The 23,825-nt window shown below is 41.1% G+C and carries 25 protein-coding genes; 12 read left to right on the top strand and 13 right to left on the bottom strand.

Features of this window, described 5'->3' with window-relative positions; genetic code table 11:
- The first annotated feature begins 121 nt into the window (after positions 1–121).
- Together VK664_RS23130 and VK664_RS23125 are read left to right on the top strand one after the other, a co-directional pair.
- Entirely contained in the window at positions 122–505 is a 384-nt protein-coding gene (locus VK664_RS23130) for a BlaI/MecI/CopY family transcriptional regulator (protein WP_461401084.1), read from the top strand.
- 3 nt (positions 506–508) lie between these two features.
- Complete coding sequence (locus VK664_RS23125; protein ID WP_461401083.1) at positions 509–2,320, top strand: M56 family metallopeptidase; 1,812 nt, start codon at positions 509–511, stop codon at positions 2,318–2,320.
- Between the two features lie 399 nt (positions 2,321–2,719).
- On the opposite strand, the gene VK664_RS23120 is transcribed toward VK664_RS23125, so the two are convergent.
- Positions 2,720–3,364: a WbqC family protein gene (locus VK664_RS23120; RefSeq protein WP_461401082.1), complete on the bottom strand. Its 645-nt coding sequence runs from the start codon at positions 3,362–3,364 to the stop codon at positions 2,720–2,722.
- A gap of 291 nt (positions 3,365–3,655) precedes the next feature.
- On the opposite strand from VK664_RS23120, the gene VK664_RS23115 reads away from it, so the two are divergent.
- Positions 3,656–4,099: an LEA/WHy family protein gene (locus VK664_RS23115; RefSeq protein WP_461401081.1), complete on the top strand. Its 444-nt coding sequence runs from the start codon at positions 3,656–3,658 to the stop codon at positions 4,097–4,099.
- Between the two features lie 322 nt (positions 4,100–4,421).
- Here VK664_RS23115 and VK664_RS23110 read toward each other — a convergent pair whose 3' ends face one another.
- A complete protein-coding gene (locus VK664_RS23110) occupies positions 4,422–4,787 on the bottom strand; it encodes a heavy-metal-associated domain-containing protein (protein WP_461401080.1) in 366 nt (121 codons plus the stop codon).
- Positions 4,788–4,811: 24 nt separating this feature from the next.
- Positions 4,812–5,447, bottom strand: a complete 636-nt coding sequence (gene pyrE / locus VK664_RS23105) for an orotate phosphoribosyltransferase (protein ID WP_461401079.1) — start codon at positions 5,445–5,447, stop codon at positions 4,812–4,814.
- A gap of 211 nt (positions 5,448–5,658) precedes the next feature.
- Here pyrE and VK664_RS23100 point away from each other — a divergent pair, with 211 nt between their 5' ends.
- Entirely contained in the window at positions 5,659–6,318 is a 660-nt protein-coding gene (locus VK664_RS23100) for an NUDIX hydrolase (RefSeq protein WP_461401078.1), read from the top strand.
- Between the two features lie 34 nt (positions 6,319–6,352).
- Here the strand turns inward: VK664_RS23100 and VK664_RS23095 are convergent, their stop codons facing one another.
- From VK664_RS23095 to VK664_RS23060, 8 genes are all read right to left on the bottom strand, one after another.
- On the bottom strand, positions 6,353–6,817 hold the full coding sequence (locus VK664_RS23095; RefSeq protein WP_461401077.1) for a hotdog fold thioesterase: 465 nt from the start codon (positions 6,815–6,817) through the stop codon (positions 6,353–6,355).
- Positions 6,814–7,320 carry a pantetheine-phosphate adenylyltransferase gene (coaD, locus tag VK664_RS23090; protein WP_461401076.1) on the bottom strand — a complete coding sequence of 169 codons (507 nt, stop codon included), beginning with the start codon at positions 7,318–7,320 and terminating at the stop codon, positions 6,814–6,816. Before coaD ends, VK664_RS23095 begins: the two co-directional genes overlap by 4 nt.
- A 50-nt stretch (positions 7,321–7,370) precedes the next feature.
- Entirely contained in the window at positions 7,371–8,306 is a 936-nt protein-coding gene (locus VK664_RS23085) for an aspartate carbamoyltransferase catalytic subunit (protein WP_461401075.1), read from the bottom strand.
- 131 nt (positions 8,307–8,437) lie between these two features.
- Positions 8,438–8,965 carry a bifunctional pyr operon transcriptional regulator/uracil phosphoribosyltransferase PyrR gene (gene pyrR / locus VK664_RS23080; protein WP_461401074.1) on the bottom strand — a complete coding sequence of 176 codons (528 nt, stop codon included), beginning with the start codon at positions 8,963–8,965 and terminating at the stop codon, positions 8,438–8,440.
- 166 nt (positions 8,966–9,131) lie between these two features.
- Complete coding sequence (pruA, locus tag VK664_RS23075; RefSeq protein ID WP_461401073.1) at positions 9,132–10,763, bottom strand: L-glutamate gamma-semialdehyde dehydrogenase; 1,632 nt, start codon at positions 10,761–10,763, stop codon at positions 9,132–9,134.
- Positions 10,764–10,772: 9 nt separating this feature from the next.
- Positions 10,773–11,285 (bottom strand): hypothetical protein, encoded by a 513-nt coding sequence (locus tag VK664_RS23070; protein ID WP_461401072.1) that lies wholly within the window; start codon positions 11,283–11,285, stop codon positions 10,773–10,775.
- 21 nt (positions 11,286–11,306) lie between these two features.
- A protein-coding gene (gene prfB / locus VK664_RS23065; protein WP_461401071.1) for a peptide chain release factor 2 occupies positions 11,307–12,396 on the bottom strand; the annotation gives its coding sequence in 2 pieces (ribosomal slippage) (positions 11,307–12,335 and positions 12,337–12,396; 1,089 coding nt in all).
- A 43-nt stretch (positions 12,397–12,439) separates the two neighbouring features.
- Positions 12,440–14,275 (bottom strand): M23 family metallopeptidase, encoded by a 1,836-nt coding sequence (locus VK664_RS23060; RefSeq protein ID WP_461401070.1) that lies wholly within the window; start codon positions 14,273–14,275, stop codon positions 12,440–12,442.
- A 194-nt stretch (positions 14,276–14,469) separates the two neighbouring features.
- Here VK664_RS23060 and VK664_RS23055 point away from each other — a divergent pair, with 194 nt between their 5' ends.
- Together VK664_RS23055 and VK664_RS23050 are read left to right on the top strand one after the other, a co-directional pair.
- Positions 14,470–15,465 carry a sensor histidine kinase gene (locus VK664_RS23055; RefSeq protein WP_461401069.1) on the top strand — a complete coding sequence of 332 codons (996 nt, stop codon included), beginning with the start codon at positions 14,470–14,472 and terminating at the stop codon, positions 15,463–15,465.
- Positions 15,458–16,171, top strand: a complete 714-nt coding sequence (locus VK664_RS23050; RefSeq protein WP_461401068.1) for a LytR/AlgR family response regulator transcription factor — start codon at positions 15,458–15,460, stop codon at positions 16,169–16,171. Before VK664_RS23055 ends, VK664_RS23050 begins: the two co-directional genes overlap by 8 nt.
- An 8-nt stretch (positions 16,172–16,179) precedes the next feature.
- On the opposite strand, the gene VK664_RS23045 is transcribed toward VK664_RS23050, so the two are convergent.
- Positions 16,180–17,595, bottom strand: coding sequence for a sensor histidine kinase (locus VK664_RS23045; protein WP_461401067.1), 1,416 nt, complete (start codon positions 17,593–17,595; stop codon positions 16,180–16,182).
- A 631-nt stretch (positions 17,596–18,226) separates the two neighbouring features.
- On the opposite strand from VK664_RS23045, the gene VK664_RS23040 reads away from it, so the two are divergent.
- The 4 genes from VK664_RS23040 (at position 18,227) to VK664_RS23025 (ending at position 20,405) form a co-directional block, all read left to right on the top strand.
- A complete protein-coding gene (locus VK664_RS23040) occupies positions 18,227–18,496 on the top strand; it encodes a hypothetical protein (RefSeq protein WP_461401066.1) in 270 nt (89 codons plus the stop codon).
- Positions 18,497–18,559: 63 nt separating this feature from the next.
- Positions 18,560–19,138, top strand: a complete 579-nt coding sequence (locus VK664_RS23035; RefSeq protein WP_461401065.1) for a porin family protein — start codon at positions 18,560–18,562, stop codon at positions 19,136–19,138.
- 222 nt (positions 19,139–19,360) lie between these two features.
- Positions 19,361–19,630, top strand: coding sequence for a hypothetical protein (locus VK664_RS23030; protein WP_458926280.1), 270 nt, complete (start codon positions 19,361–19,363; stop codon positions 19,628–19,630).
- A complete protein-coding gene (locus VK664_RS23025) occupies positions 19,623–20,405 on the top strand; it encodes an EcsC family protein (protein ID WP_461401064.1) in 783 nt (260 codons plus the stop codon). Before VK664_RS23030 ends, VK664_RS23025 begins: the two co-directional genes overlap by 8 nt.
- Before the next feature lie 141 nt (positions 20,406–20,546).
- Here VK664_RS23025 and VK664_RS23020 read toward each other — a convergent pair whose 3' ends face one another.
- Positions 20,547–21,842: a flavin monoamine oxidase family protein gene (locus VK664_RS23020; RefSeq protein ID WP_461401063.1), complete on the bottom strand. Its 1,296-nt coding sequence runs from the start codon at positions 21,840–21,842 to the stop codon at positions 20,547–20,549.
- A 258-nt stretch (positions 21,843–22,100) separates the two neighbouring features.
- Between VK664_RS23020 and VK664_RS23015 the strand changes: the two genes are divergently transcribed.
- Positions 22,101–22,613, top strand: a complete 513-nt coding sequence (locus VK664_RS23015; protein WP_461401062.1) for a YdeI/OmpD-associated family protein — start codon at positions 22,101–22,103, stop codon at positions 22,611–22,613.
- A 243-nt stretch (positions 22,614–22,856) separates the two neighbouring features.
- Positions 22,857–23,825, top strand: a 969-nt coding sequence (locus tag VK664_RS23010) for a PhoH family protein (RefSeq protein ID WP_461401061.1), incomplete at its 3' end; no start/stop codon positions are given.

The following is a 23,825-nucleotide window of genomic DNA, read 5'->3' as shown; positions in this document are numbered from 1 at the left end:
CCACTCTCCCATCTAATTTTCCTTTCACAAAATTGACCGGGATTAAAATTTTTCGTTTCTTATCTTGTATTAACAATTCATTACGATAGATTTCGTATTTTTAAGAAAACGAATTCTTATCATGTCAGCAACAAAGTATATCAAACCAACAGAAAGTGAGTTAGAGATTTTGCGGGTACTTTGGGGAAGAACCACTGCAAGTGTAAGGGATGTTCATGAAGAACTTGCCGCACACAAGGAAGTCGGTTATACCACCACCCTGAAACTGATGCAGATCATGCATGAAAAGGGGCTGGTAAAAAGAGACGACTCTATCAAAACCCATATTTACCAGGCTAATGTTAGCCGTGAGAAAACGCAAAAACAAATGGTGGGTAAGATGATTGATACTCTTTTTGGTGGATCACCAACAGAGCTTGTAATGCAGGCGCTAGGTAATCATAAAGCCTCAGCTGTCGAATTGGAGGAAATTCAAAAACTTATCGACAACTTAAAAAAACAGTAAAGCATGGGCCCAATTCTCCAATCCGCTTTTCTCAAAGCGTTGGGATGGTCACTAATAGACAGTTTATGGCAAATGGGTGTTGTTTGGTTGATTTACCTGGCAATAACCCGAAGCGGAAAAAGGTTCAATGCCAATCTAAGGCATAATCTCGCGCTGTTATCGCTTGCCGCCGGTTCAGGCTGGTTCATGTTCTCCCTAATTTTTAACACTTTTTCCGGCAGGCCAGGCACTGCTGCAGGTTTCTCTAATTTGCTGGGCCAGGTACCGGATAAGCTGGATGCCATTTTACCCTGGCTTTCTGTTGCTTACCTGGTCGTAGCCATGATACTGGCTATCCGTTTGCACAGACAGCATTCTTACACTAAAACGCTTTCCACAAAAGGACTCAGAAAAGCCGATCCAGAAATCAGGGTTTTTCTTCAACATCTTGCGGCTCAAATGGGTCTGAAAAAAGAAATAAGGGTCTGGATTTCGGAGCTGGTTGAAACCCCACTTACTGTCGGGTTCTGGAAACCTGTAATCCTGCTTCCGGTTTCAATAATTAATAACCTTTCCCTAAAACAGACTGAATCAATTATACTTCACGAATTGTATCATATTCAACGGAACGACTTCCTGATGAATCTGCTTATTGCAGTTGCAGATATCATATTGTTTTTCAATCCGTTTGCGAGGTTTTTTAAGGATGTAATTCAAAGGGAAAGGGAACACCGCTGCGACGATATCGTAGTACAATTCCGTTATGATGCGACCCTGTACGCCCAGGCCCTGTTGATTCTTGAGAAACAAAGGCCAGAGCGGAATCAACTGCACAAGATCTCACTGGCTGCAACAGGAAATAATAAAATGCTTCTCCTTGCGAGAGTCAGAAGATTACTTACAGGCGAAACCGTTGCCACACCAATTAGTCAAAGACTGATTTCATTCCTCTTACCCGCTCTTTTCCTTGGCTACCTGGGATGGAAAGTCCCGGTCAAAGACCTTTCTTCCAGTGAGCCGGTACCTGTTGTAATGACTAAGTTGATCTCCACACGTGTTCCAGGTTCGGAATTGCCCCAGCTTTTTAGTACTACAGCCCCAGTCACCGACCCGGCAGCGACTAGTGAAAATCAAAGCAAAAACGAACAAATAGTTGAAGACTTCAAAAACGCCGCCGAGGATATCAACATTGAAAAAGACTTTGCAAAAGTAATTGTTACGGGAAAAGTGGAAGAACTGATTAGCGCAGTTGCCCGGAGTCCACACATTGAATATGTGAATGCCGAACAACCCCGTGAATATACAATTAGTATTGAGGGCAATGCCAGTGCTACTGTAGAAGTTCCTGCCGCCCCGGATGCGCAGGAAAAACCTTTTCCTTATGTACCAGGCAGCAGTTTTACCTATAAATTAATGGAAGACACTGCTTTTCCGAAAAAATCCCACAACGCTGATCTCACAACCCAGGTGCAACTGGCCAGGACAATGAATGCTATTGATGGGCTTAACTGGTCACAGATAGAACGCAATCTCGAAAAAGCCGGTGAGAAACTAAATATCGAAAGGCTGCAACTGGAGTTAAAGAAAGCTGTTGCCGAAATTGACTGGAAAACACTAAATGAGGATCTGTCGAAAACCTCCCACGAATCGGCCACAGAAGTGGAAAAATATAGAACCCAGTTGGCTGAAAGATATATCCAGTTCGAAAAAGCAAAGATCCGCAAAGCTGAACTTATCAAAGCTGCTGAGGTGGAAATGGTCGATGATCGTCTGAAACAGACTGTTCCTTCTAACAAATCAAAGGTGATCAGGGTTAAAAAGATTGTGAATATTTAAGCCAAAAATATTTGCCGTCTCCCAGCAGAGGCAGGCACATTAAAAAACCCTCCTGGCGGAGGGTTTTTTGTTGGCAGTTGGTTTTGGTACATTCTGTGACCAAAGAGGATTTTGGTCGCAGCCGCCTGGTTTGTTGGTCACAAATCCAGACACATAAAACAAATAAACTTTGAACTTCAGAACTATCTAAAAAGGTGATCGGTATACTAATCTTCTTGTTTCTCTCTTCACTGGCTTCAAACTCTTCTCCAAAAAACTATGGCCCGTTGAGGTGAACCGGTTAAACTTCAATCTACAATTAGATTTAATCGGGTTTTAACCTGGTCTTGCTATTAGAAGACAACGCCTTGTTAGAAGATGCTGCATCAGAATTAAAACCTTTTTATTCATTGATTTAAATCAATTCCCATCTAGTTCTGTCTTGCGACCAGCTGCCGAAATCACGGCTTGTGGCCCTGAACAGAACAAAAAATCCAGAATAGAAAGCTGCGGTATAAATCCATTTTTCTCTTCAAAAACCTGCCTGTATGTCAGGTCCACAATATTTTCATTTTGAATTGTCCTTGGAAAAAACCGGTTTCTAAAATCGAATATTGAAGCATTTTTAAAATCAGTCTCATATTTATCTGTCAGGGAATATGTCCATTTTCCCCGGATTGACTCTTTTAGCCAGTCCAGGCAAACCAGGTTCCAATCCAAAAGATATTGATATTCTTTGTCAAACAGACCCGAAAACCCTTCTGAGAAATATTCAAAAAATGGCGACCGGTTATAGGCCGAAACAATCGACCTGAGATGTTGCAACTGCCAGTTTACCGAATTGTCAATTTTCACTTCCTTAGAAATCGTCCGCTGATCCCGTCCACCAACCAGGGGAATACTCAGTTTTATCCTCCCGTTTGCACCTGCAATCATACATCTGTTCCGAAAGCTCATTTTTATATGATGATCATATTGCTCAAAAATGATATGTTCAATATTTAATAGAGTTAAATAGTAATTAACCGTCGGAAAATACTGTAAATCAATTATTAATGCCTTCACTTTAAGTTTTTATTTTATACTGTTTAATTTTTGCGAATTTTAGTCGTGCCTGGCACGAAATTGAGTCTTTTTATTTGTAATTTAATACTAATTGATATGAGATATCTATCTGGTAAACAATATTTAAACATCACTTTGTAATACTAAATATATTAGTTGATGATTTTCGCAATTTTCGCCTTTCCATGGCTCAGATTTTCTAAAAAATTTAGCCAACTATTTTCTAAAATTACAAAGCCATTTTTGGCCGGAAAAATTAATCTCCTACTTTGCAGCCTAAATTATGTCGGTATGAAAATTGGGCTCCTTTATGTCCTGGTCGTGGTTACACTTTTTGCCTGTGCAAAACCGAAGGATCTTGAGTACGTAGATTTTAAAAACCTGAAGGTGGTTAAATGGGGTTTGATTGAATCGACGGTTGGGATGGACGTCGAATTTTTTAATCCGAACAAATCAAACCTTCAACTCAAGAAGGCAGATGTGGACGTTTTTATCAATAATACTTACCTGGGAAAATCGACACTCGATAGTCTTGTCAGAATTCCTGGCAGGGACACATTTTCACTCCCGGTGACCATGCGGGTAAAAACCGGGGGAGCACTGACAAATATTCTGAGAATTGTTTCAGACAGTTCTGTCCTGATAAGAATGGAAGGAAATGCAAGTTTTGGAAAGGGAGGTGTTTTCTTAAATTATCCCATTAAATATGAAGGACTAAAAAGGATCAAATTTTAAAAATTCATTTTTTCCGAACTCATTTCCCGATCCCAATTTTGAATTTTCAGTTTAGTCCTGTATTTGAATTTTCGGGGTTATTTGGATTTCGGAGTTTGCGCTGGATTTGGAATTTCGGAGTTATTGGGATTTTCGGAGTTAGTCCTGAATTTAAATTTTCGTATCTATTTGAATTTTCGGAGTTAGTCCTGGATTTGAATCTTCAGATTTAGTCCGGGATTTAAATTCGAATTTCGAAGATCACGCCGCGGAATAGGTTTTAAAAAGGAACAAAAAAAACCCGGCGGTTGCCGGGAAGATTTATCAAAAATTAATTGAGAATTTATTCGTTTTTCATGCCCCCACCGTCTTCAGGTTTTTTGCAGCAGGTCGGAAGTTTCTTATAAGATTCTTCGTTTGCGGTGATATCATCAGCATCGAAACCGGTGTTTGCGATCGTAGTTTTGATGATTTCAATATTCGTTCTTTCAGAGACAAAAGTCACTTTTGTTGTTTTTTTCTTGAAATCAACAACTGATTTTTGCACTCCAGGTTCTCTCAGAAGTATCTTTTCAATACGTTCCTTACACATTTCACATTGAACTGTCGGGGTTTTGATAACCACGGTCTGCACTCCTTTCTTGACCTGGCTGAGACCGGCGGTCGCGAATGAGACAGTGGCAAGGAGCAGTAGTCCAAATTTTTTCATAGGTAATTGTTTTTTCAAATGTAATTATTTCCCCTGCCAGTTGCCAGGATCCGCTTGCCATTTTAACAAAATTTCGTGCTGATTTGCGGTAAAAATCTGCTTTTCCACAGCCAGACGGATCAGGGTCGGGTAATTGGTAAGTGTTCTGAGTCTGACACCGGCGGCGGCAAAATTTCTTGCTGCTTCAGGAAAGCCATAATCGAAAATAGAAACCATCCCAATTACATCAAGTTCCTTTGCCCTAAGCACTTCCACTACCTGCAGGCTGCTTTTCCCCGTTGAAATAAGGTCCTCAATCACTACCACCTTTTGTCCTGCTTCATAATATCCCTCTATCTGGTTACCCAGACCGTGTTCTTTGGGCTTAGGTCTTACATAGATATATGGAAGCTTAAGCTGGTCGGCTGCCATAGCTCCCCAGGCTATACCGGCTGTTGCCACACCAGCCAACAGGGCCCCGTCTTCAAACTGGTCGAAAATAACATTGCACATCTCAGACTTAATGAATTCACGGACGAAGGGAAACGACAGTACCCTTCGGTTATCACAGTAGATAGGACTCTTCCAACCCGAAGCCCAGTTATAAGGCTCATCGAGGTTAAGCTGTATTGCCTTAACCTGTAGTAATTTCTCAGCGACTGCTTTTTCATTTGTTGTCATAAGAAAACATTTTTAATTCCCCTACTACGCCGCGCAGCAATCTTGTTCTGAGGGTTGCTAAGCGGCTTCGAAGGGCGAACCCTACTACGCCGCGCAGCAATCTTGTTTTGAGGATTGCTAAGCGGCTTCGAAGGGCAAACGCGAAAGTATTTTAAAAAAACGAAGTGATTTACATCGTGGCGCTTTAAATTGTATCAGTAAACGTATTTGCATGTACATAAAGATTTATTTTAACGATAAGCCCCTTTTTCTTACTGATTCAATAACCCCGGAACTCGAACCTTACAAACATCATGATGACGCAGTTTTTATGGACGAACTCTCGTCGCCGGCTATAAACTCCATGATCCATGAAATGAAGACGGAGAAGGTTCATGCAGGCATTTTTTTACACGAAAATCTTGAGGCACTCAGGCATGCTTTTTATAAGAAATTCCTGATAATTCAAACCGGTGGCGGGCTGATAGAAAATGACAATGGTGAATACCTTATGATTTTCAGAAGGGGAAAATGGGATCTGCCAAAAGGCAAACTGGACGAAGGTGAAACAATTGAAGAGTGCGCAATCAGGGAGATAAATGAAGAAACAAAGCTGGTTAATTTAAGCATTAAAAAACATCTGATCAATACTTATCATACTTACGACGAAAACGGGAAACATATATTGAAAAAAAACTCCTGGTTTATAGTTCATGCGGCGGGTGAACAACATCCCGAACCGCAGTTGGAAGAAGATATCACCGAAGTAAAATGGGTGAGTCCCGGGGACCTGGGGCCTTATACAAAAAATACGATGCCTTCTATACTGGATGTGTTGAGAGCCGGCGGACTGATTGAACCGCTTAAAAAGGGGTTTAACGAAGCGTATTAATCCACTGGAAGCATTGTGAACCTGGTCAATCTGCCTATTCGCTCCTCTTTGGAAGAATGGCCACAGTGAGCCTGCTGATACAAACCAATACATTCTTTTCGTTGCTGATCCTGATATCCCATACATGGGTTGATGACCCAAGATGAATGGGTTTGGCTACACCGGTTACAAAGCCTTCTTTTGCACTTTTGATGTGGTTTGCGTTAATCTCAATCCCAACACAGATAAATCGTTCAGTATCTATGACCAGCGATGATCCGATACTCCCCAATGTTTCAGCCAGGACACAAGAAGCACCGCCATGCAGCAATCCATAAGGCTGGAGCGTGCGGTGATCAACAGGCATTTTCCCTTTTAGAAAATCAGTACCCAGTTCAACGAATTCAATCCCCAGCCAACCGGCCATATTATTTTCGCCCATTGAAACCAGGTCATCAATGCTGATTTTTTTATTATACCAGATCATAATTTTTATTGAGTCGCATTGCAGGTATTTCAACTAACCTTTTTCGAAGGCGTCTTTGCTGCCCGGAACTCAGCGATGGTTGTTGCAACCTCCTCAGGCAGAAACTGCATAGCGTTTCCACCGTTCCGGATAACATCACGTACAAGGGTACTCGCAACAGAAGTATACTGGGGCAGGCAGGTAAGAAAGATGGTTTCGATATTGTTGTCGAGACTGCGATTCATATCTGCTATGGCTTTCTCATATTCGAAGTCGTTCACATACCTTATACCACGCAGGATAAAATTTGCTCCGACTTTCAGGCAGCACTCGACCGTAAGTCCATCATAAACCACACATGAAATTTTGTTATTGGTACGGTAGATCTCATTGATCCATTTCATACGCTGCTCCTCATCAAACATCGGAACCTTACTTGCGTTTCTTCCAATACCAATTACTAGCTTATCAAACAACGGCAAAGCCCGATTGATTATGTCCAGGTGACCAATAGTGATGGGATCAAAAGTTCCCGGAAACAATGCAATTCGCGACATAGAGAGCTATTAGATTGAGGTAAAATACAACAAATATGCAGAACAATTCATCAGTTGTTAACTTCCCTGCCACCTGCTAGAAGGTATAGTGCGGCCATCCGGACGGCAACTCCATTTTCAACCTGTTGTAAGATAATCGACTGCCCGCTGTCGGCAGCATCACTGTCAAGTTCCACGCCCCTGTTAATAGGTCCCGGATGCATGATCACGATTTCTTTGTCAAGGCTGTCAAGCAAAGCCTTATTAATGCCGTAGGCGAGACTGTATTCCCTTAAAGAAGAAAATAAAACCTGGTTTTGCCTTTCCAGCTGGATACGCAAAACATTTGCAACATCGCACCACTGCAGTGCTTTCTTAAGATTATATTCAACCTGCACATCAAAAGCCTCCTTAAGATATTTGGGTATCAGCGTTGGCGGACCTGCCACCATCACTTCCGCACCCATTTTTTTAAGAAGGTAAATATTACTAAGTGCAACCCTTGAATGCATGATATCACCAATAATTGCGATTTTTTTCCCTTCCAGGGTTCCCAGTTTTTCCCGAATGGAAAAAGCATCGAGTAGCGCCTGTGTGGGATGTTCATTGATGCCATCGCCGGCATTGATTATAGCTGCCGGTATATGTTTGGCGAGGAAATGCGGAGCGCCGGTGGCACTGTGACGCATAACCACCATATCAACTTTCATTGAGAGAATATTGTTCACTGTATCAAGCAGGGTCTCTCCTTTTGTCACCGATGAGCCGCTCGCGCTGAAATTAATGATATCTGCACTGAGTCTTTTTTCTGCCAGCTCGAAAGAAATCCTGGTTCGTGTTGAATTCTCATAGAAAAGATTCACAACAGTGATATCCTGAAGTGAAGGAACTTTTTTGATGCGACGCTGAAGCACATCTTTAAACTGAACGGCTGTATCTAAAATGATCTTTATATCCTGTGGAGTGAGATCGCGAATACCAAGAAGGTGTTTGACTGAAAGCTGCATTTCAGGCATCGAAGTTATAAGATAAAAAGATAAATCCGGAAATCATTTTCGCTATCCTAAAATTTTGTGATAAGCCATCCTTAAATTTTGTGATAGTAATCCATCGCCATGAAAAGAGCAAAAGCAGGTGATCAATTCTCCAGCAATACCACTTCCTGGCGGTTGTCTCTTTCCTTCCAGTAAACCTTGACTTTCTGTGATACGATTGAATCGATTGCCCGGCCAACATAATCCGGCTGTATCGGCAACTGGCGGCTGAAACGCCTGTCAATAAGAATACATAATTCAACCTTAGCCGGCCGGCCGAATGCCATCAACGCGTCCATCGCCGCCCGTATGGTTCTGCCCGTATACAGAACATCATCTATCAGAACAACATTTTTGTTTTCGATGCTGAAAGGAATTTCAGTATGATTCGGAATATGTATTCCTTTTGCAACATCATCCCTGTAAAAAGTTATGTCCAGTTTACCATAATTAACCTGCTGGCCCGGCAACAGGTTGCGTAATTCCTTTACCAACTGGTCAGACACAAAAATACCACGTGGCTGAATGCCAATTAATACCGTGTCTTTTAAGTCAACATGGTTTTCAAGAATCTGGTGCCCCAGCCTCTTGATCGTTATTGCGATCTGTTGCTCGGTAAGTACAGTTTTCAACTATAGTCAGTTTAATTATGAAGTTATGAGTTATGAGTGATGAGTGATGAGTTAGTTATGAGTTATTTAGTTATGAGTTATTGGGTCTTGAGATGGAGTAGTGCATTCACCAACTCTTAACTCAACCACTCACTCATCACTCATCACTCATAACTCATAACTCTATTCAACTTTCGCCCTGAAACGGATAGTAGTAACTTGCCGGAGGGTTAAACGTTTCTTTAATCGTTCTTGCACTTAACCAACGATACAAGTTCAGGATTGAGCCTGCCTTATCATTTGTTCCGCTTGCACGCGCACCGCCGAAAGGTTGCTGACCAACAACTGCACCGGTAGGTTTATCGTTGATATAAAAGTTACCAGCTGCGTTCCTCAGTTTCTCCGTTGCCAGTTCAACAGCCGTGCGATCTTTCGAAATGATGGAACCGGTTAATGCGTATGGAGATGTTTCGTCAACAAGCTTAAGCGTCTCTTCGAATTTGTCGGCTTCATATACATAAATGGTGAGAACCGGTCCAAAGATCTCTTCGCACATGCTAACGTATTTTGGATCCTTTGCTTCAATAACTGTGGGTTGAACAAAGTAACCCTTTGAACTATCGCAAACGCCACCTGCAATTATTTCAGCATCAGGATCTTTTTTTGCATTCTCTATATACCTGCTGATATTATTAAAACTTTTTTCATCAATAACTGCATTGATAAAATTTGAAAAGTCATCGACCGGACCCATCCTGAAACTGTTAACACCTTCAGCCAATTTTCTTTTCACCTCTTCGGCGAGATTGGATGGAATATATGCTCTTGAAGCAGCGGAACATTTCTGTCCCTGGAATTCAAAAGCACCCCTCAGCAGCGCCGTAACCACCACATCAACATCAGCACTTTTATGGACGACCACAAAATCCTTTCCTCCTGTTTCACCAACGATCCGCGGATATGACTTATAGTTCGACATATTAGCACCAATCGTCTTCCACATATTATTAAATACACCGGTGGAACCCGTGAAATGTATACCAGCAAAATCACGATGAGTAAAACAGACCTTACCAAGCGTCGGTCCATCCACATAAATCAGGTTGATAACCCCATCAGGTAATCCAGCTTCCTTCAGGATACGCATGAACATCTGGGCCGAGTAAACCTGTGTATTAGCGGGCTTCCAAACAACGACATTTCCACACAAAGCTGCTGATGAAGGAAGATTTCCACCGATCGCAGTAAAATTGAAAGGCGTAACTGCGAGCACAAATCCCTCGAGTGGACGATATTCCAAACGGTTATGCATACCCGGGCTGCTTATTGGCTGTTGTTTATAAATCTCAGATAAAAAGTGGACATTGAAACGTAGAAAATCAATCAGTTCACAGGCGCTATCAATCTCAGCCTGGTAAGCGTTTTTACTTTGGCCAAGCATGGTTGTACCATTAATATAAGGCCGGTATTTCGTTGCGATCAGATCCGCCGCTTTCAAAAATATATTTGCACGGTTTTCCCAGCTCAGGGCCGCCCATTTGTCTTTGGCAGCCAGGGCGGCATCAATTGCCTGGTTAATATGAGTTTCATCCCCATTATGAAAATGTCCAAGTATATGTGCAGTTTCATGGGGTGGATGGATAGCGGTCTTCTTACCAGTGCGGATTTCTTCACCACCGATATACATTGGAATATCCGCCTGCACCCCTTTGAGTTCGGCCAAAGTATTTTTGAGTATTTCTCTTTCTTTTGAACCTGGTGCATAATTCAAAACTGGCTCATTAACCGGCATAGGGTAATTGAAATATCCAAGACTCATAAATTTTTTTTAATTATTGATCGCTATGATCTGAATGTTATTATCTTTTTGACGAAACCAGATCTGACCTTGTCCTATCATCGCACCCTGCTCATTACGGAAAACCTGGTTAAGGCGCTGATCGGCAAGTGCGGCCTTAACACCGTCTGTAATATAGTCCCTGTAATTTAGTTTGAAGTCTGATTTGTCTTTAATGCCAGGATTTCGCATGGGATATACAAGATACCCGGAGATTGAATCTACCTGGTTATCCCTCACCCAAACCTGTAATTTCCTGATAAATTTTTTTAAGGCCAGGGGATCGGAGACACCGGCATTTTCCCAGGACACGGGCCTGGACCCATCAGTGAAAACGGTATCATCTTTGAGTTCCTCTGCGGTTAGTGTATAAGGATCAATGGCCAAAGTATCAGTGGCCGCCTGCATCCCGGCAGCCTCTTTTTCATTGACCGCAGACTCACCGCAAGCCAGCATCAATAAAACCGGGAAGATTAAACCATATTTCAAACTGCGGTTATACATACAAGTTATTGGCGTTTCAGGTCAGCTCAGTTCCTTTTCCATCATCAGATATGCTTTGATAAATCCGTCGAGGTCTCCATCCATAACTGGCTGAACATTTCCAACTTCATAATCGGTCCGGTGGTCCTTTATCATTTTATAAGGATGGAAAACATAACTCCTTATCTGGCTGCCCCATTCGATTTTTTTCTTGGAAGAATTCGCCGCATTTTTCAAGGCTTCACGTTTTCTCATTTCTTCTTCATACAAGCGGCTCTTCAACATGGTCATAGCCTTTTCCCTGTTTTCACCCTGGGTCCTGGCCTGCTGACATTCAACGATGATTCCACTGGGCTTATGGGTAAGTCTTACAGCGGTCTCAACCTTGTTGACGTTCTGGCCACCACTGCCACCGCTTCGAAAGAACGCCCATTCTATATCGGCCGGACTCACTTCAATCTCGATAGTATCGTCAATGAGCGGGTAAACATAAATGGAAGCAAATGAAGTATGACGGCGGGCATTGCTGTCAAAAGGCGAAATTCGCACAAGCCGGTGAACACCTGATTCGGCTTTTAAAAATCCATATGCAAATGGTCCGTCAAATTGCAAAGTTGCACTTTTGATACCGGCACCATCACCATCCTGCCAGTCGAGTTGGGTAACACTCCAGCCTTGTTTCTCTCCATACATGCGGTACATGCGGGCGAGCATTTCGGCCCAATCCTGGCTTTCAGTGCCGCCAGCACCACTGTTGATTTGCAACACGGCCGGTAATTCATCTTCGGGTTGGTTAAGCGTACTTTTGAATTCCGCTTCCTCAATCAACCTGAGGGCATCAGTATTGGCCTGCTTAACTTCTTCCTCCTGTGCCTCTCCTTCTTTCCAGAATTCAAAAAGCACGGCAAAATCGTCCACAGCAGATTCAACTGATTCAAATAATTTAACCCAATATTCATTGAGTTTTATATTTTTCAGTATCTCGGTAGCGCGCTTATTGTCATCCCAGAAGCCTGGCGACAGCGATAATTGTTTTTCCTGGTTTATTTTGTCCTGTCTGTTATCGACGTCAAAGAAACCTCCTCAGGACGGTTACCCGATCCCTCATAGCCTTGATCTGTTCTTGTGTCATAGGGCGCAAAGTTATGTGTTGTGACGGAAAAAAAGGCATGAAATTAATATTGAAACCGAAAAACGTTACGTGAAATATTTCCCGCCACATCACTCACTCTTATCATCAACACATGCTGGTTAATCGATATAGCCCGTCCCGGGTTGGGGTTAGAAACCCGGGTTTTGTTATTAATCCGAAAGCTAAAAACGTTGTCCTTCTGTGCAAGAGGAATCCACCTGCCATCCAACTCGGCCCTTATATTCCCGGTTACGGAAATGTTATCTTTGATTACCATTTTCACCAGATCCCCGGTATTAAATTGCTGCCTGTTTTTCCAGCCAAGCAATTTTATCGTAGGTGGTATCGAATCAATAATAATCCGGGCCTTGCCCAGGTTGCCGATCCTGGCAGCGAACCAGTTGCCTTGCCACGAGCCGAGATGAACAAGATTTTCAGCACCGTTTTGAATCAATAACACAGCGTGCTTTTTTTCATCTGTCGAAAGTTGCCGGCGACATTTAATCCTCAGTGTTAAACTGTCCTGTAATGGAACATTTGGTTGGCTGAGACCAATAACAGCTGAAATTTCTTTTTTATCTGAAGGTGGTTTTTCAGAAATACTAAAATATACATCGTTATAAAAAGACCCGGCGGGCAGATCTACGATAGCATTTTCATTTTTTATTGATGTCTTTCTTCCGCTTAAAAAATTCGGTGAAGGCAATTGCTGAACCTGTTTTTTGTTATTGGATTTCAGTCTGAAATCATAACTGCTGGTATTACCAGCTATATCCTTTGTTTCAATTTTTACATGGTGCACCTTCCCATCACCCAGGTCAATCAGGCCATTCCCGCTAACCTGGCTTGTCTCATAGATAGCGTTTTTCCAGGGAGAAAGTAAAAGTATACAATTCGCGGAGTTCTGCCACTCGGCATAGTCAATGCTTGAATTTACATTCCGGCTACTGATTGCTGTTAAACTATCCATTGTAACATTATAAACACAGCTGCCATCCACCAATACCTTCACCTGGTAAACCCCCATGTTGAAGGGCGAAGATGATATTTTATCAACTACAGTAATACCAAGACTAATTACCCTTGATGGCACCAATTGGGTTTTTGCCAGGTTTTCTGTATTCCTAGTTAAGGAGGCAAGGCTATACAACTTTTGTGGGAGATACGGATTGCTCCCGGCTTCGCGGTTATACCAATAGACATCTTCAATCACCGGTGGCAGTTTATCCCTGACTTTTAATACTTCCAACTGTGGATTTATTCTATTCCCCGTCTTAGTATTTCGCCATTCAAAATGGAGATGGGGACCCTCTGAAAAACCTGTGTTTCCACTCTGGCCAATGATCATACCCTTTTTTACTTTAAACTTTCCGATGGGCAGCCGGATATCCTGGGACCATTGTTCCTTTGCCTGCTGTACAGAAGCAACATATTCTCCAATTGGTTCCATAAAAGAATTAAGATGAGCATACAAGCTTGTCCTGTTATTATTATGTGTAATATAAATAGCATTACCATAGCCGTCAGCACTAATCGTAACCCGGCTCACCCAACCACCTGCTACAGATTTTACCGGCAAATTCTCCTTGCCATTGGTCCTTATATCAAGCCCTGAATGCCAATGGCCGTTTCTCACCTCTCCAAAGTTTCCTGCCAGTTGTATGGGTATATCCAGCGGTGAATCATAAGCTGGAAAAAATGCGGTATTACGATTTGAAAAAAACATTAATAACGCGGACACAGTAATACCAAGAAACACTAAAACGATAGCAGCATTTGCAGCTTTTCGTTTTGTTACAAACTGTTGTTTTCTGTTGATAGTCCCGGGCGCAATAACTTTAGCTTCATTAACCAATTGAGACATTAAGGAATCAGGCATAAATCTTTTTGACGAAACTATTATCCGGCACCGGCCTCTTCAATTCATATCTGCATAAGGGATCAAAACCTATGCAAACGAACATTGCAGTCCGACATAATTTTCGCAGATAAATTCTGCCAGTTTGCAGATTCCCGGCTTAAGTGTTTTACTTATGCTATTCTCTCAGGCTGTTAAGTATTAGATTTACACTTATGAAACACAGGGTGTGGCAGGTAATGGTCCTGTTTGTATTATTTTATTACCTGGTAAGGCTGATACAGGATATGCCAAACCTTGTGAACGGTCAGGCTGTATTTTTACAAATGCCGGATACGATCAGAGGCTTAATTTCCAGGATTATACATGTAATCATGCTTAGCAGCTTCGCACTTTCAACATACCTGCTGCTTCTTAAATACTATTCATCAAGACCAATACTTGCGATAACCCTTATCGGGGCTGTAAACCTGATATTGTTTTTTTTGTTTTTTATCTTCGACGAAAAAGCCTTAAGGCTGCGGTATTTCTTTCTTAATAATCTTTTTTATTTCATCATCTATATAGCATTTGGTGCGATATTTTTTTTCATCCGGTTCTCTGCCTATAAAGAGGTTCAGCGTAACGAATTATTAATGCAGCATCGCCAATCTGAGCTTTCATTTTTGAGATCACAATTAAACCCACACTTTTTATTTAATAGTCTGAACAATATATATTCACTGGTGAACCAGGGATCTGACAAGGCACTTGAGGCAATCGCGGGCTTTTCTGATCTGATGCGTTATATGTTATATGATGCAAGTGAAAATATCCGGCTCAGCGATGAAATAAACTATATTCATAAATATATCCGGCTTCAGCAGCTGAGGTTTGACTATGACTTACCTGTAAAGATTTCCGTTACTGGTGTGACACCTGGAAGAACCATTCCCCCATTATTACTGATCCCGTTTGTTGAAAACGCATTCAAACACGGTAGCTTTCAAAGCAAGGCAGATGAGCTGATCATTACAATAAGGTATGAAGAGAGTGGATTGCATTTTTTTTGTTCTAATAAGGTTAACAAACATCAAAAAGATTCCCAGGGTGGTATAGGGCTAGAGAATGTAAAAAGAAGACTGGAATTACTTTATCCTTCCACGCATCACCTGGCAGTTGGTATGGAGCATGACAGATTTAATGTTAAACTACATTTGCAGAATGACTGATACCGCAAATATCAAATGTGTTATTATTGATGATGAACCGCTTGCCGTGACCCTGTTGGCAGATTATGTTAAACGCTCTAACGGCCTCCAGGTATTGTTCGCCGGAACTAATGTAATGCATGCGCTTGACCTGGTACAGGGAGGCCAGGCCGACCTTCTTTTTCTTGACATTCAGATGCCGGAACTTACCGGTATTCAGTTCATGAAAATTATCAGGAATTCCTGCGATATCATCATCACTTCAGCATATACACAATATGCAATTGATGGTTTTGAGCATAATGTCTTAGACTATCTGCTGAAGCCGGTAACATATGAGCGATTCGTGGTTGCCGTAAATAAGTTCAGGCATAAGCGTATATCTGAAAACGCACCAATTGTGCTGAAAGAAATACCTGATCATATCTTTATCCGTACAAGTAACAGGCTTCAACGGATGGACCTTAAAGACATATTTTACATTGAAGGATTAAGAGACTATATAGCCTTTCATAGTGTCCTGGGAAAAACGTTGTCGCTTGAGAGCATGAAAAATATACTTGCGTTGCTACCACCAGAGCAATTTGTTCGTATTCATAAATCCTATATTGTAAACAAGTCGAAAATTTTGTTTGTAGAAAAAGGTGGGGTCAATATAAACAATACCTATCTGCCCATTGGAGATACATACAGGGAGGAATTTATGAATAGCGTGCGGAAGACCTGAAGCGAAAATTATTTCTTTTTATAACGTGGAAGGCTAAACGAAAATACGCTGCCATTGCCGGGGGTTGACGAAACGGAAATACCACCGCCATTTTTTTCCAGAAAATCTTTACAAAGAGAGAGCCCTACACCCGTACCGGATTCATCATTTGTGCCACGTGTAGTAAAATATTCATTGTTGAAAAGTAAACGGATATTGGCTGAACTGATACCTATGCCGGTATCCGCAACATTTATCTCAATATTTGTATCCGAGATATTAGAAGAGATTGTGATGGTTCCATTTTCCGGGGTAAACTTAATGGCATTCGAAAGAAGGTTCCTTAATACCAGGTTCACCATTTCACGATCAGCGAAACAACCCGCAGGTGCGGTAACCTCGGAAACCAGTTTAATATTTTTATTCGCTGCCTGCAATCTTAATAGCTTGAATACATCAGCAACCATTGTACTCATCTCAAGTTTTTCAGGCTGGGCACTCGCATTTTTCATCTGATCCCTTGCCCATACCAGGAGGTTCTCCATCAGGCTGGTAGCAAAATTCATTTCATTAATGATCCCGGGAACAAGATCTTTTATCTCTTTGGCCGACATCTGTTGTTGTTGCATATTAACGAACAGATTTCTAAGTGCGTACATGGGAGTTTTAAGGTCATGTGCAATCACAGAAAACATCTTATTTTTTACCTGGTTCAATTCTGCAAGTTCCTTGGTCTGATGTTCAAGCAATACTGCTTTTTCTCCTATTTGTTGGCGCTGGTCTTCGATTTCACGATTTTGTTTTTGTAATTCATTCCCTTTACTAACCAGGGTAAATTGGTAAATACTGTTTTCTTTTTTGATAAGATATAGTGCATAGAAAATCAGTATGAGTGCAGAGATATGATTGATCAGATAAAAGCCATAATTAACATGCTTCAGATCAAAATAGTATTGCCGGATTACGAGTGCGGAAAGAAAATAACAGGCAGAAGACAAACAAAAAGAAAAAACAATATTTCTAAAGGTTTGAAGGAACAGTACAGACAATACTCCATACAGAATAAAGAACAACTCAATCCCAACATCTACTTGGCCAAGATATGCAAGGGATGTTGCAAGTGGATAAAGACTAAAATAACAAACTCTTGATAATTCATAATATCTTTCATTGTTCATCCAAAGCACGGTGAGACTTATGCATACCGGGCTGAATGCGGCAAACCAGGCCAGCGGTGGCAGATGTTGCTTTGCCAACAAACCCAATACCGGTACAATAATACCCGTGATGAGACCGAGCAGGTTAAGCATATTGAATATGCTCATCTTGCGTTTCTCATATTCCGTCATGTCTTCCGTAACGCCGATCGAGTGAATATACTGGCGGAAACGTTCCAAATGGCCCGGTAATGAATAGATGATATTGGCTGTCAGCAGTTTTTGCACTGCATCAAGAACGGAATTCAGGAAGTTTTAGTACGGAACCCGAGCAGGTAATTTCTGAGCCAAACAATCAGGCACGTTATGTGCATAAACTTGTGCCAAACACGTGCAAAACCATAACAAAAAAAATTTGGAAGACATACCAAAAATATTCTACCTTAGAAGTAACAAAAGAGAAGCAAAGATCTGAATAAGAAATAGCAATCCGAAAGGAATGTAAATCTGATCAGAAACCAGCAACTCGAACAGGCATCAGGAATTGTAAGTATCATTTGCGCAAGCAAATTCGACATACAGATCTTGGTGCTTTTTTTATGTTTCTACCCTTCATAACTTCGCTTTTTTCGAATTTCGACACTACGCATATTAATTTCGTACAAGAATCACCACTGAATTAAATCTTTCTACCAGGAGCTTCAATTTCCCTTTCCCCTTGGGTCTTGCCATTGTCTCCCTTAATAATAGATTCAGTTGTAGAATGTTTTGCCCACGCTATTGGCCACACGAATAGTTTAATATTCATTCAGTTATATCAAAACAAAAACGCGGATTAAGTCAATTTATAAATGGCGCAGGCATGATTTTTATCCGGTTATTTAGGTCAAAAGCTCTACGGACTATCAAAAAAACTTATATGACAGCCAAAGACAATGCAGATGTTTCCCCAATTCAGGAATGTGCCGGTTCACAAGTTCAATCAGGATTAAATCAGACAGGATCAAAACAGACCGATGTTGATCCCGAAAAAAACTTTATCGTAACCAACGTTGATGAGCTAATGTCTGATGGATCAGCTTCAGCTTTTGAAGGGACCGAGTCAATTGGCTCCCGGGAGCAGGACCTGGATATAAAAAGAAAGGAAGAGCAGTTGAAAAACGATCCTTCCGGGAGGCGCAATTATTGAACAAATCACCAGCAATTATTGAACAAACCACCATTTTTATTCACAAACCATAAAAAGAACTTTATGAAAAAACTCTTATTTTTTGCTGCCATGCTTACTTCAGGAGCGGCATTTTCCCAGGGCTTTCAATTGGGTGTCAAAGCGGGCGTTAACATTAGCAATTACACCGGTGGTGATTTAGAAAATTCGGCCCTGGTGGGTTTCCACGGAGGGGTGATCGTCGGATTCATGTTGGGCGATCATTTTTCTATCCAGCCGGAGGCGCTATTTTCAGCGCAGGGTGCCAAAATCAAAGGCGTTTCGAGCAATGAAGAAAAGTTTAAGGTTTCCTACATTAATTTGCCGGTCCTGGCGAAGTATCGTTTCAACGGAGGTTTTTATGTCGAAGCAGGGCCCCAGGTTGGTTTCAAGCTGGATGAGAGCATCCCTGATAACACCATTGAAAATTTTGCGGAAGATCTTGACCTTTCCATTGCTGCCGGAATTGGGTATCATAGTCCGATAGGGCTGGGCATTGGCGGGCGTTACAATGCGGGTCTTTCAAAAGTCGGCAATTTTGATGCAAGCACTACAGACCCTGATTTCAAAAACAGCACCATCCAGTTTTTTGTTTTTTATACCCTATTCAATAATAAAAAATAAGACAGGAATTAGTCAGACAAGACCAAAGGGAGCTTTTGCCGGCTCCCTTTTTTATTGTTAACAACCGGAAAACTATGGTCAGGATTGTATATCTATTCGTAGATTTGTAACACCTGATTATTTATTTTATTCCGGGCCGAAGTTCGTGTGTACTCCACTTTGGGAATAAATTATTAAAATGTAGCACAGAAATTGATATCGTTCATCTTACAATAGTTTAACATGCAGATAAAATTTATAAAGAATATTCAGTTCACCAGGTTAGTGAAAGCAGATGGAAGACTCAGGGAATTCAATTTCAGGAAGCAAAACGGCCCCCAGGAAGGCGTCTTCACTGTTGATGTAAGCGATGATCGTGGTAACAGGATCATTTTCCATATGCAAAAAGAAGAAAACGTGTGGAAGATCGTGGAAAAACAACTTCCGGAATGGATCTGGAAAAATGAATCCAAGTTGAATGAGCTAATTGAAGAAGAAATGAAAAATGTCTGATCAGACCTTCATTCCTTTGCAACAATCGCCATTGGAAACAGACAATCAAAAAAAAGTAATCAGGGAGCTGAAGGTCTGGCAGCGTGAAATGCTCAGAAGTCCAGGCTATTTTAACGGCCTGGCAAAAAAGCTTCAAACAAGAATAAATAATCTCATACCGGAAAAGATTCACCAGGGCATAACTGCCGTGATCAAACAAATGATTCGCGGAGTTTTGTTTGGTGCCGAATATACCAGTCCTGCGGGGCTGGTTTCTTCATCTTTTGCCGAACAGGAAGAAATAGTCACGGAAAAAATAAACTTCTACCGAAAAACAGCTGCGGTAGAAGGAGGAATAACCGGAGCCGGGGGTTTGTTACTTGGTTTAGCAGATTTCCCCCTTCTGATTGGGATAAAAATCAAGTTACTTTTTGAAATAGCAGCTGCTTACGGTTTTGAAGTAAGCAATTACAAGGAACGACTTTATATTCTTCATATTTTCCAACTTGCTTTTTGCAGCGAACAACAAAGAAAGACCTGTTATCTCCAGATGCAGGATTGGGATAACCATGTAAGAAAACTCCCGGCGGATATCAATGAATTCGATTGGAGAACTTTTCAACAGGAATATCGTGACTATATAGATCTTGCAAAAATGGCACAACTCATTCCGGTAATTGGTGCCCCGGTTGGCGTGATCGTAAATAACAGGTTAATCAAAAAGTTGGGTAAAACTGCTATGATGTCCTACAGAATGCGTCTGTTTGATCAGCAAAAGCTTCCTGGTATAAAATAATCAACGCTATACATAATCACAGCTGTACATATCAAATCATCGATGAACAAAATCACCATGTACATATTTAATCACCGATGAACATAATGATTGCTGTACATATCAAATCACCGCTGCAGAATCACCGCAGTACTTATTCAATCACCGCTGCACATTGTTGTATTGCCAGCTTGCCATTAGCTTTGCAGCCACTTCTTTTCCATTTATTAATGCAGATTCTACAGTTCCCGGGGAGTCTCCGTCATGTACGCCCTCACCCGCAAAATACACTGTCCCTGCTAACGGCTGTCGCATCATTTTCTTAATTTCTTTTGATCCGACCATCTCATAACTATAGGCACCGTATGAAAAAGGATTGTCTATCCAGTTAATCGCCCGGGCCGCAATCAACTTCTGATCGAGTGCTCCTTTATCTACATTAAACATCGATGCTACAGATTCAAGTATTTGTTCTTTGTATTCGTCCTGGGTTTTTCCCGCATTCCGGATAGCTGATGGCCCACCGAGCCAACCTGTCAACATCACCTTGTCTTCATAAAACCTAAGCCACCAGGTCGGAATTTTTTTATCGGAAATTATTATTGCAGATTTTGTCAGTTCTGCGGAAAAGAAATTTTCAAATGAAGCAAAATATTTTACAACTGAACCGAAGCCAATGTATTTTGTATTTGTTAATAATCCGGTTATCGAAGGATTAAATTCTATCATCTGTGCCACTGTATTTATCCTTTGAATGATTCCTATGGGGACAGTAATGATGACCTTCCTTGCTTCATAAATTTTGCCTGCAGATGATTTTATTGTCACCAGGTTTTGCTTCCATTCAATTTTTTCAACTTTAACACCGGTAACCACCTTCGATCCATTTTCCTTTAATTTTTGAGCAAGATAATCCGTTAACTGGCTGTAACCACCCGGGATCCGGAACTGCTGGTTGTTTTCCTGTTTCCATTCATTTAACAGGAACTGCATGCTGACAAGATTTACATCAGCAAGATCAAAGCCTTCAGCAAAACGGATGACGTCTTTTTTTAATCCTTCGTGTTTATTATCCTTGTAATAAATATCCAGGAAAGAGCGAAGTGACATATCAATTTTTACTGACTTCATCTTCTCAATCATTTCATCCCAGCCATCTATAAAATCATCTGTCCTGTTCCATTTATTGTCTTTGATTTTGATCATTGTATCGGAGTCCGGTTCATAAGCAATTCCGGCTTCATCCAGAAGCCCAAGCGTTACTGGCAGATCACCATGAATAAATTCAGCGCCCAGTTCCAAAGGCATTGGAAATGCAGGATCATGTAATGTGTGTATTCTTCCCCCAATCCTCGAATCAGCTTCAAGAACCAACACACTCATTCCTTTTTCTGAAAGCTGTTTTGCTGCCATCAGTCCGCTTGCTCCTGCGCCGATAATGATTATATCTTTGCTCATAACAAATCTGAATTAGTTAATAATGGGTTCATTTTCCAAAGAATAAATTTATTTGGATTGAGGTATTTGATGCTACGGAATTTGACGATGTCGGTCTTATAAAATACACCAAATGTTTGCCACCCGGAGCTAAGGGTTTGAAGGAGATTAACTTAGGCTAATTGTAGAAACTTATATACAGCTGCAACAGCGCCAATTAATTATACTAAGTTACAAAAATTGCTCCTGAATATCACTGTTAGTATAAAAAAAACGACTATGAACTATGTTGAATTTATCACTACGATGCTGAAGTTTGACAAAAAGGGAGAAAAGACTCACTGGACTTATATCATCATAAAGTCTTCAATTGCTCACAAGCTGAAACCAGGTGTTAAAACAAGTTTCAGGGTGCATGGGCAGCTGGATGAATACAACATTTCTCAGGTAGCATTGTTACCCTCAGGGGAAGGCGATTTTTTTATGCCTGTAAATGCGACCATGCGCAGGCATTTAAAAAAACAAGCTGGAGCGAGATTAAAAGTCAAGATTGCAGCTGAGGTTTCAAAGCCACCATTGGACGTAGATTTAATTCAATGCCTGAAAGAAGAACCGGAAGCCTGGAAAATATTTTCATCATTATCACAATCGCATCAACGTTATTTCAACAACTGGGTCGCAAGTGCAAAAACCAGTAATACGCGCGATAAAAGAATCGCTCAAACAATTACCGCTATGTTGCGGAACTGGAATTACGGGCAGCTTATAAGATCATTAAAAAAGGATGGATAAAGAATTTTCAAAAATTAACAATAAAATGATTCAAATAAACAATAAAACGCTTCAAATAAAGAACTGCAAAGTCTTGAAGCAGCCTTCTAAGCCAATTAATTAACCAAAATTTAGTTTCAATAATTCTATCCACAATTTGTGAATAAGTAACTTTGGAAGAGTACCATTTCATTTAATTATATTTGGATAGAAGGGTCTTTGAAGCGGAAGACCAGGTTATTCCTGAACTTAAACAACCTGAAATTGACAGAAACTATAATCAACCTCGAAACGGTTAACCCTATTGAATTTTTTGGCGTTAACAATGGCAAACTTGATATACTGAAAAAGAAATTTCCCCTACTAAAAATTCTATCGCGCGGTACTCAATTAAAACTCAGCGGTTCGCAGGAACAGGTTGGTTCAGCTAAAGATAAAATAAGTTTGATAGTTCAATACCTGGAGAAGAATGGTCACATGAGTGAAAATTATTTTGAACAGATACTGGGTGGTGACGATGCTGAAACTGTTGACAATTTTGTTGACCGCAATCCTAATGATATCCTGGTTTTCGGTCCGCATGGAAAGACGGTGAGAGCAAGAACTGTGAACCAAAAGAAAATGGTGCAGTTTGGAGATAAAAATGATGTGCTTTTTGCAATCGGCCCCGCAGGTACCGGTAAAACATATACAGCCGTAGCTTTGGCTGTCCGTGCGCTAAAAAATAAGCAGGTTAAAAAAATCATTCTTACCAGGCCGGCAGTGGAAGCAGGTGAAAGCCTTGGATTTCTGCCAGGCGATCTGAAAGAAAAAATTGATCCATACCTCCGTCCTTTATATGATGCACTGGATGATATGATCCCGGCAGATAAACTGGGTTATTATATGAGCACCAGGGTAATTGAAATTGCACCACTGGCTTACATGCGCGGTCGTACACTGGATCATGCATTTATTATCCTGGATGAAGCCCAGAATGCCACTGATCTGCAGATAAAGATGTTTCTTACCCGCATTGGATCAAACGCTAAGGCAATTATAACGGGTGATCTTACCCAGGTGGATCTTCCCAAGAATCAGCGCAGCGGCCTGGAAAAAGCTGTGCGGATTTTGAAAAACATTGATGGGATAGCTCATATTGAACTCGATGAAGAGGATGTTGTACGTCACCGTCTTGTTAAGGCCATTATCAGGGCTTATGATAAGGACAAAATCAATGATCCTGAGCCACAG

Origin of the sequence: Flavitalea sp. (assembly GCF_035489435.1) — a bacterium.
Classification (GTDB): domain Bacteria; phylum Bacteroidota; class Bacteroidia; order Chitinophagales; family Chitinophagaceae; genus DATHKG01.
This window is presented reverse-complemented; position numbering and strand designations above follow the sequence as displayed.

Coding starts and splice junctions, on each gene's coding strand:
- VK664_RS23130 (WP_461401084.1), top strand. CDS start 122: ATGTCAGCAACAAAGTATATCAAACCAACAGAAAGTGAGTTAGAGATT.
- VK664_RS23125 (WP_461401083.1), top strand. CDS start 509: ATGGGCCCAATTCTCCAATCCGCTTTTCTCAAAGCGTTGGGATGGTCA.
- VK664_RS23115 (WP_461401081.1), top strand. CDS start 3,656: ATGAAAATTGGGCTCCTTTATGTCCTGGTCGTGGTTACACTTTTTGCC.
- VK664_RS23110 (WP_461401080.1), bottom strand. CDS start 4,787: ATGAAAAAATTTGGACTACTGCTCCTTGCCACTGTCTCATTCGCGACC.
- pyrE (WP_461401079.1), bottom strand. CDS start 5,447: ATGACAACAAATGAAAAAGCAGTCGCTGAGAAATTACTACAGGTTAAG.
- VK664_RS23100 (WP_461401078.1), top strand. CDS start 5,659: ATGTACATAAAGATTTATTTTAACGATAAGCCCCTTTTTCTTACTGAT.
- coaD (WP_461401076.1), bottom strand. CDS start 7,320: ATGTCGCGAATTGCATTGTTTCCGGGAACTTTTGATCCCATCACTATT.
- VK664_RS23085 (WP_461401075.1), bottom strand. CDS start 8,306: ATGCAGCTTTCAGTCAAACACCTTCTTGGTATTCGCGATCTCACTCCA.
- pruA (WP_461401073.1), bottom strand. CDS start 10,763: ATGAGTCTTGGATATTTCAATTACCCTATGCCGGTTAATGAGCCAGTT.
- VK664_RS23070 (WP_461401072.1), bottom strand. CDS start 11,285: ATGTATAACCGCAGTTTGAAATATGGTTTAATCTTCCCGGTTTTATTG.
- VK664_RS23060 (WP_461401070.1), bottom strand. CDS start 14,275: ATGCCTGATTCCTTAATGTCTCAATTGGTTAATGAAGCTAAAGTTATT.
- VK664_RS23055 (WP_461401069.1), top strand. CDS start 14,470: ATGAAACACAGGGTGTGGCAGGTAATGGTCCTGTTTGTATTATTTTAT.
- VK664_RS23050 (WP_461401068.1), top strand. CDS start 15,458: ATGACTGATACCGCAAATATCAAATGTGTTATTATTGATGATGAACCG.
- VK664_RS23040 (WP_461401066.1), top strand. CDS start 18,227: ATGACAGCCAAAGACAATGCAGATGTTTCCCCAATTCAGGAATGTGCC.
- VK664_RS23035 (WP_461401065.1), top strand. CDS start 18,560: ATGAAAAAACTCTTATTTTTTGCTGCCATGCTTACTTCAGGAGCGGCA.
- VK664_RS23030 (WP_458926280.1), top strand. CDS start 19,361: ATGCAGATAAAATTTATAAAGAATATTCAGTTCACCAGGTTAGTGAAA.
- VK664_RS23025 (WP_461401064.1), top strand. CDS start 19,623: ATGTCTGATCAGACCTTCATTCCTTTGCAACAATCGCCATTGGAAACA.
- VK664_RS23020 (WP_461401063.1), bottom strand. CDS start 21,842: ATGAGCAAAGATATAATCATTATCGGCGCAGGAGCAAGCGGACTGATG.
- VK664_RS23015 (WP_461401062.1), top strand. CDS start 22,101: ATGAACTATGTTGAATTTATCACTACGATGCTGAAGTTTGACAAAAAG.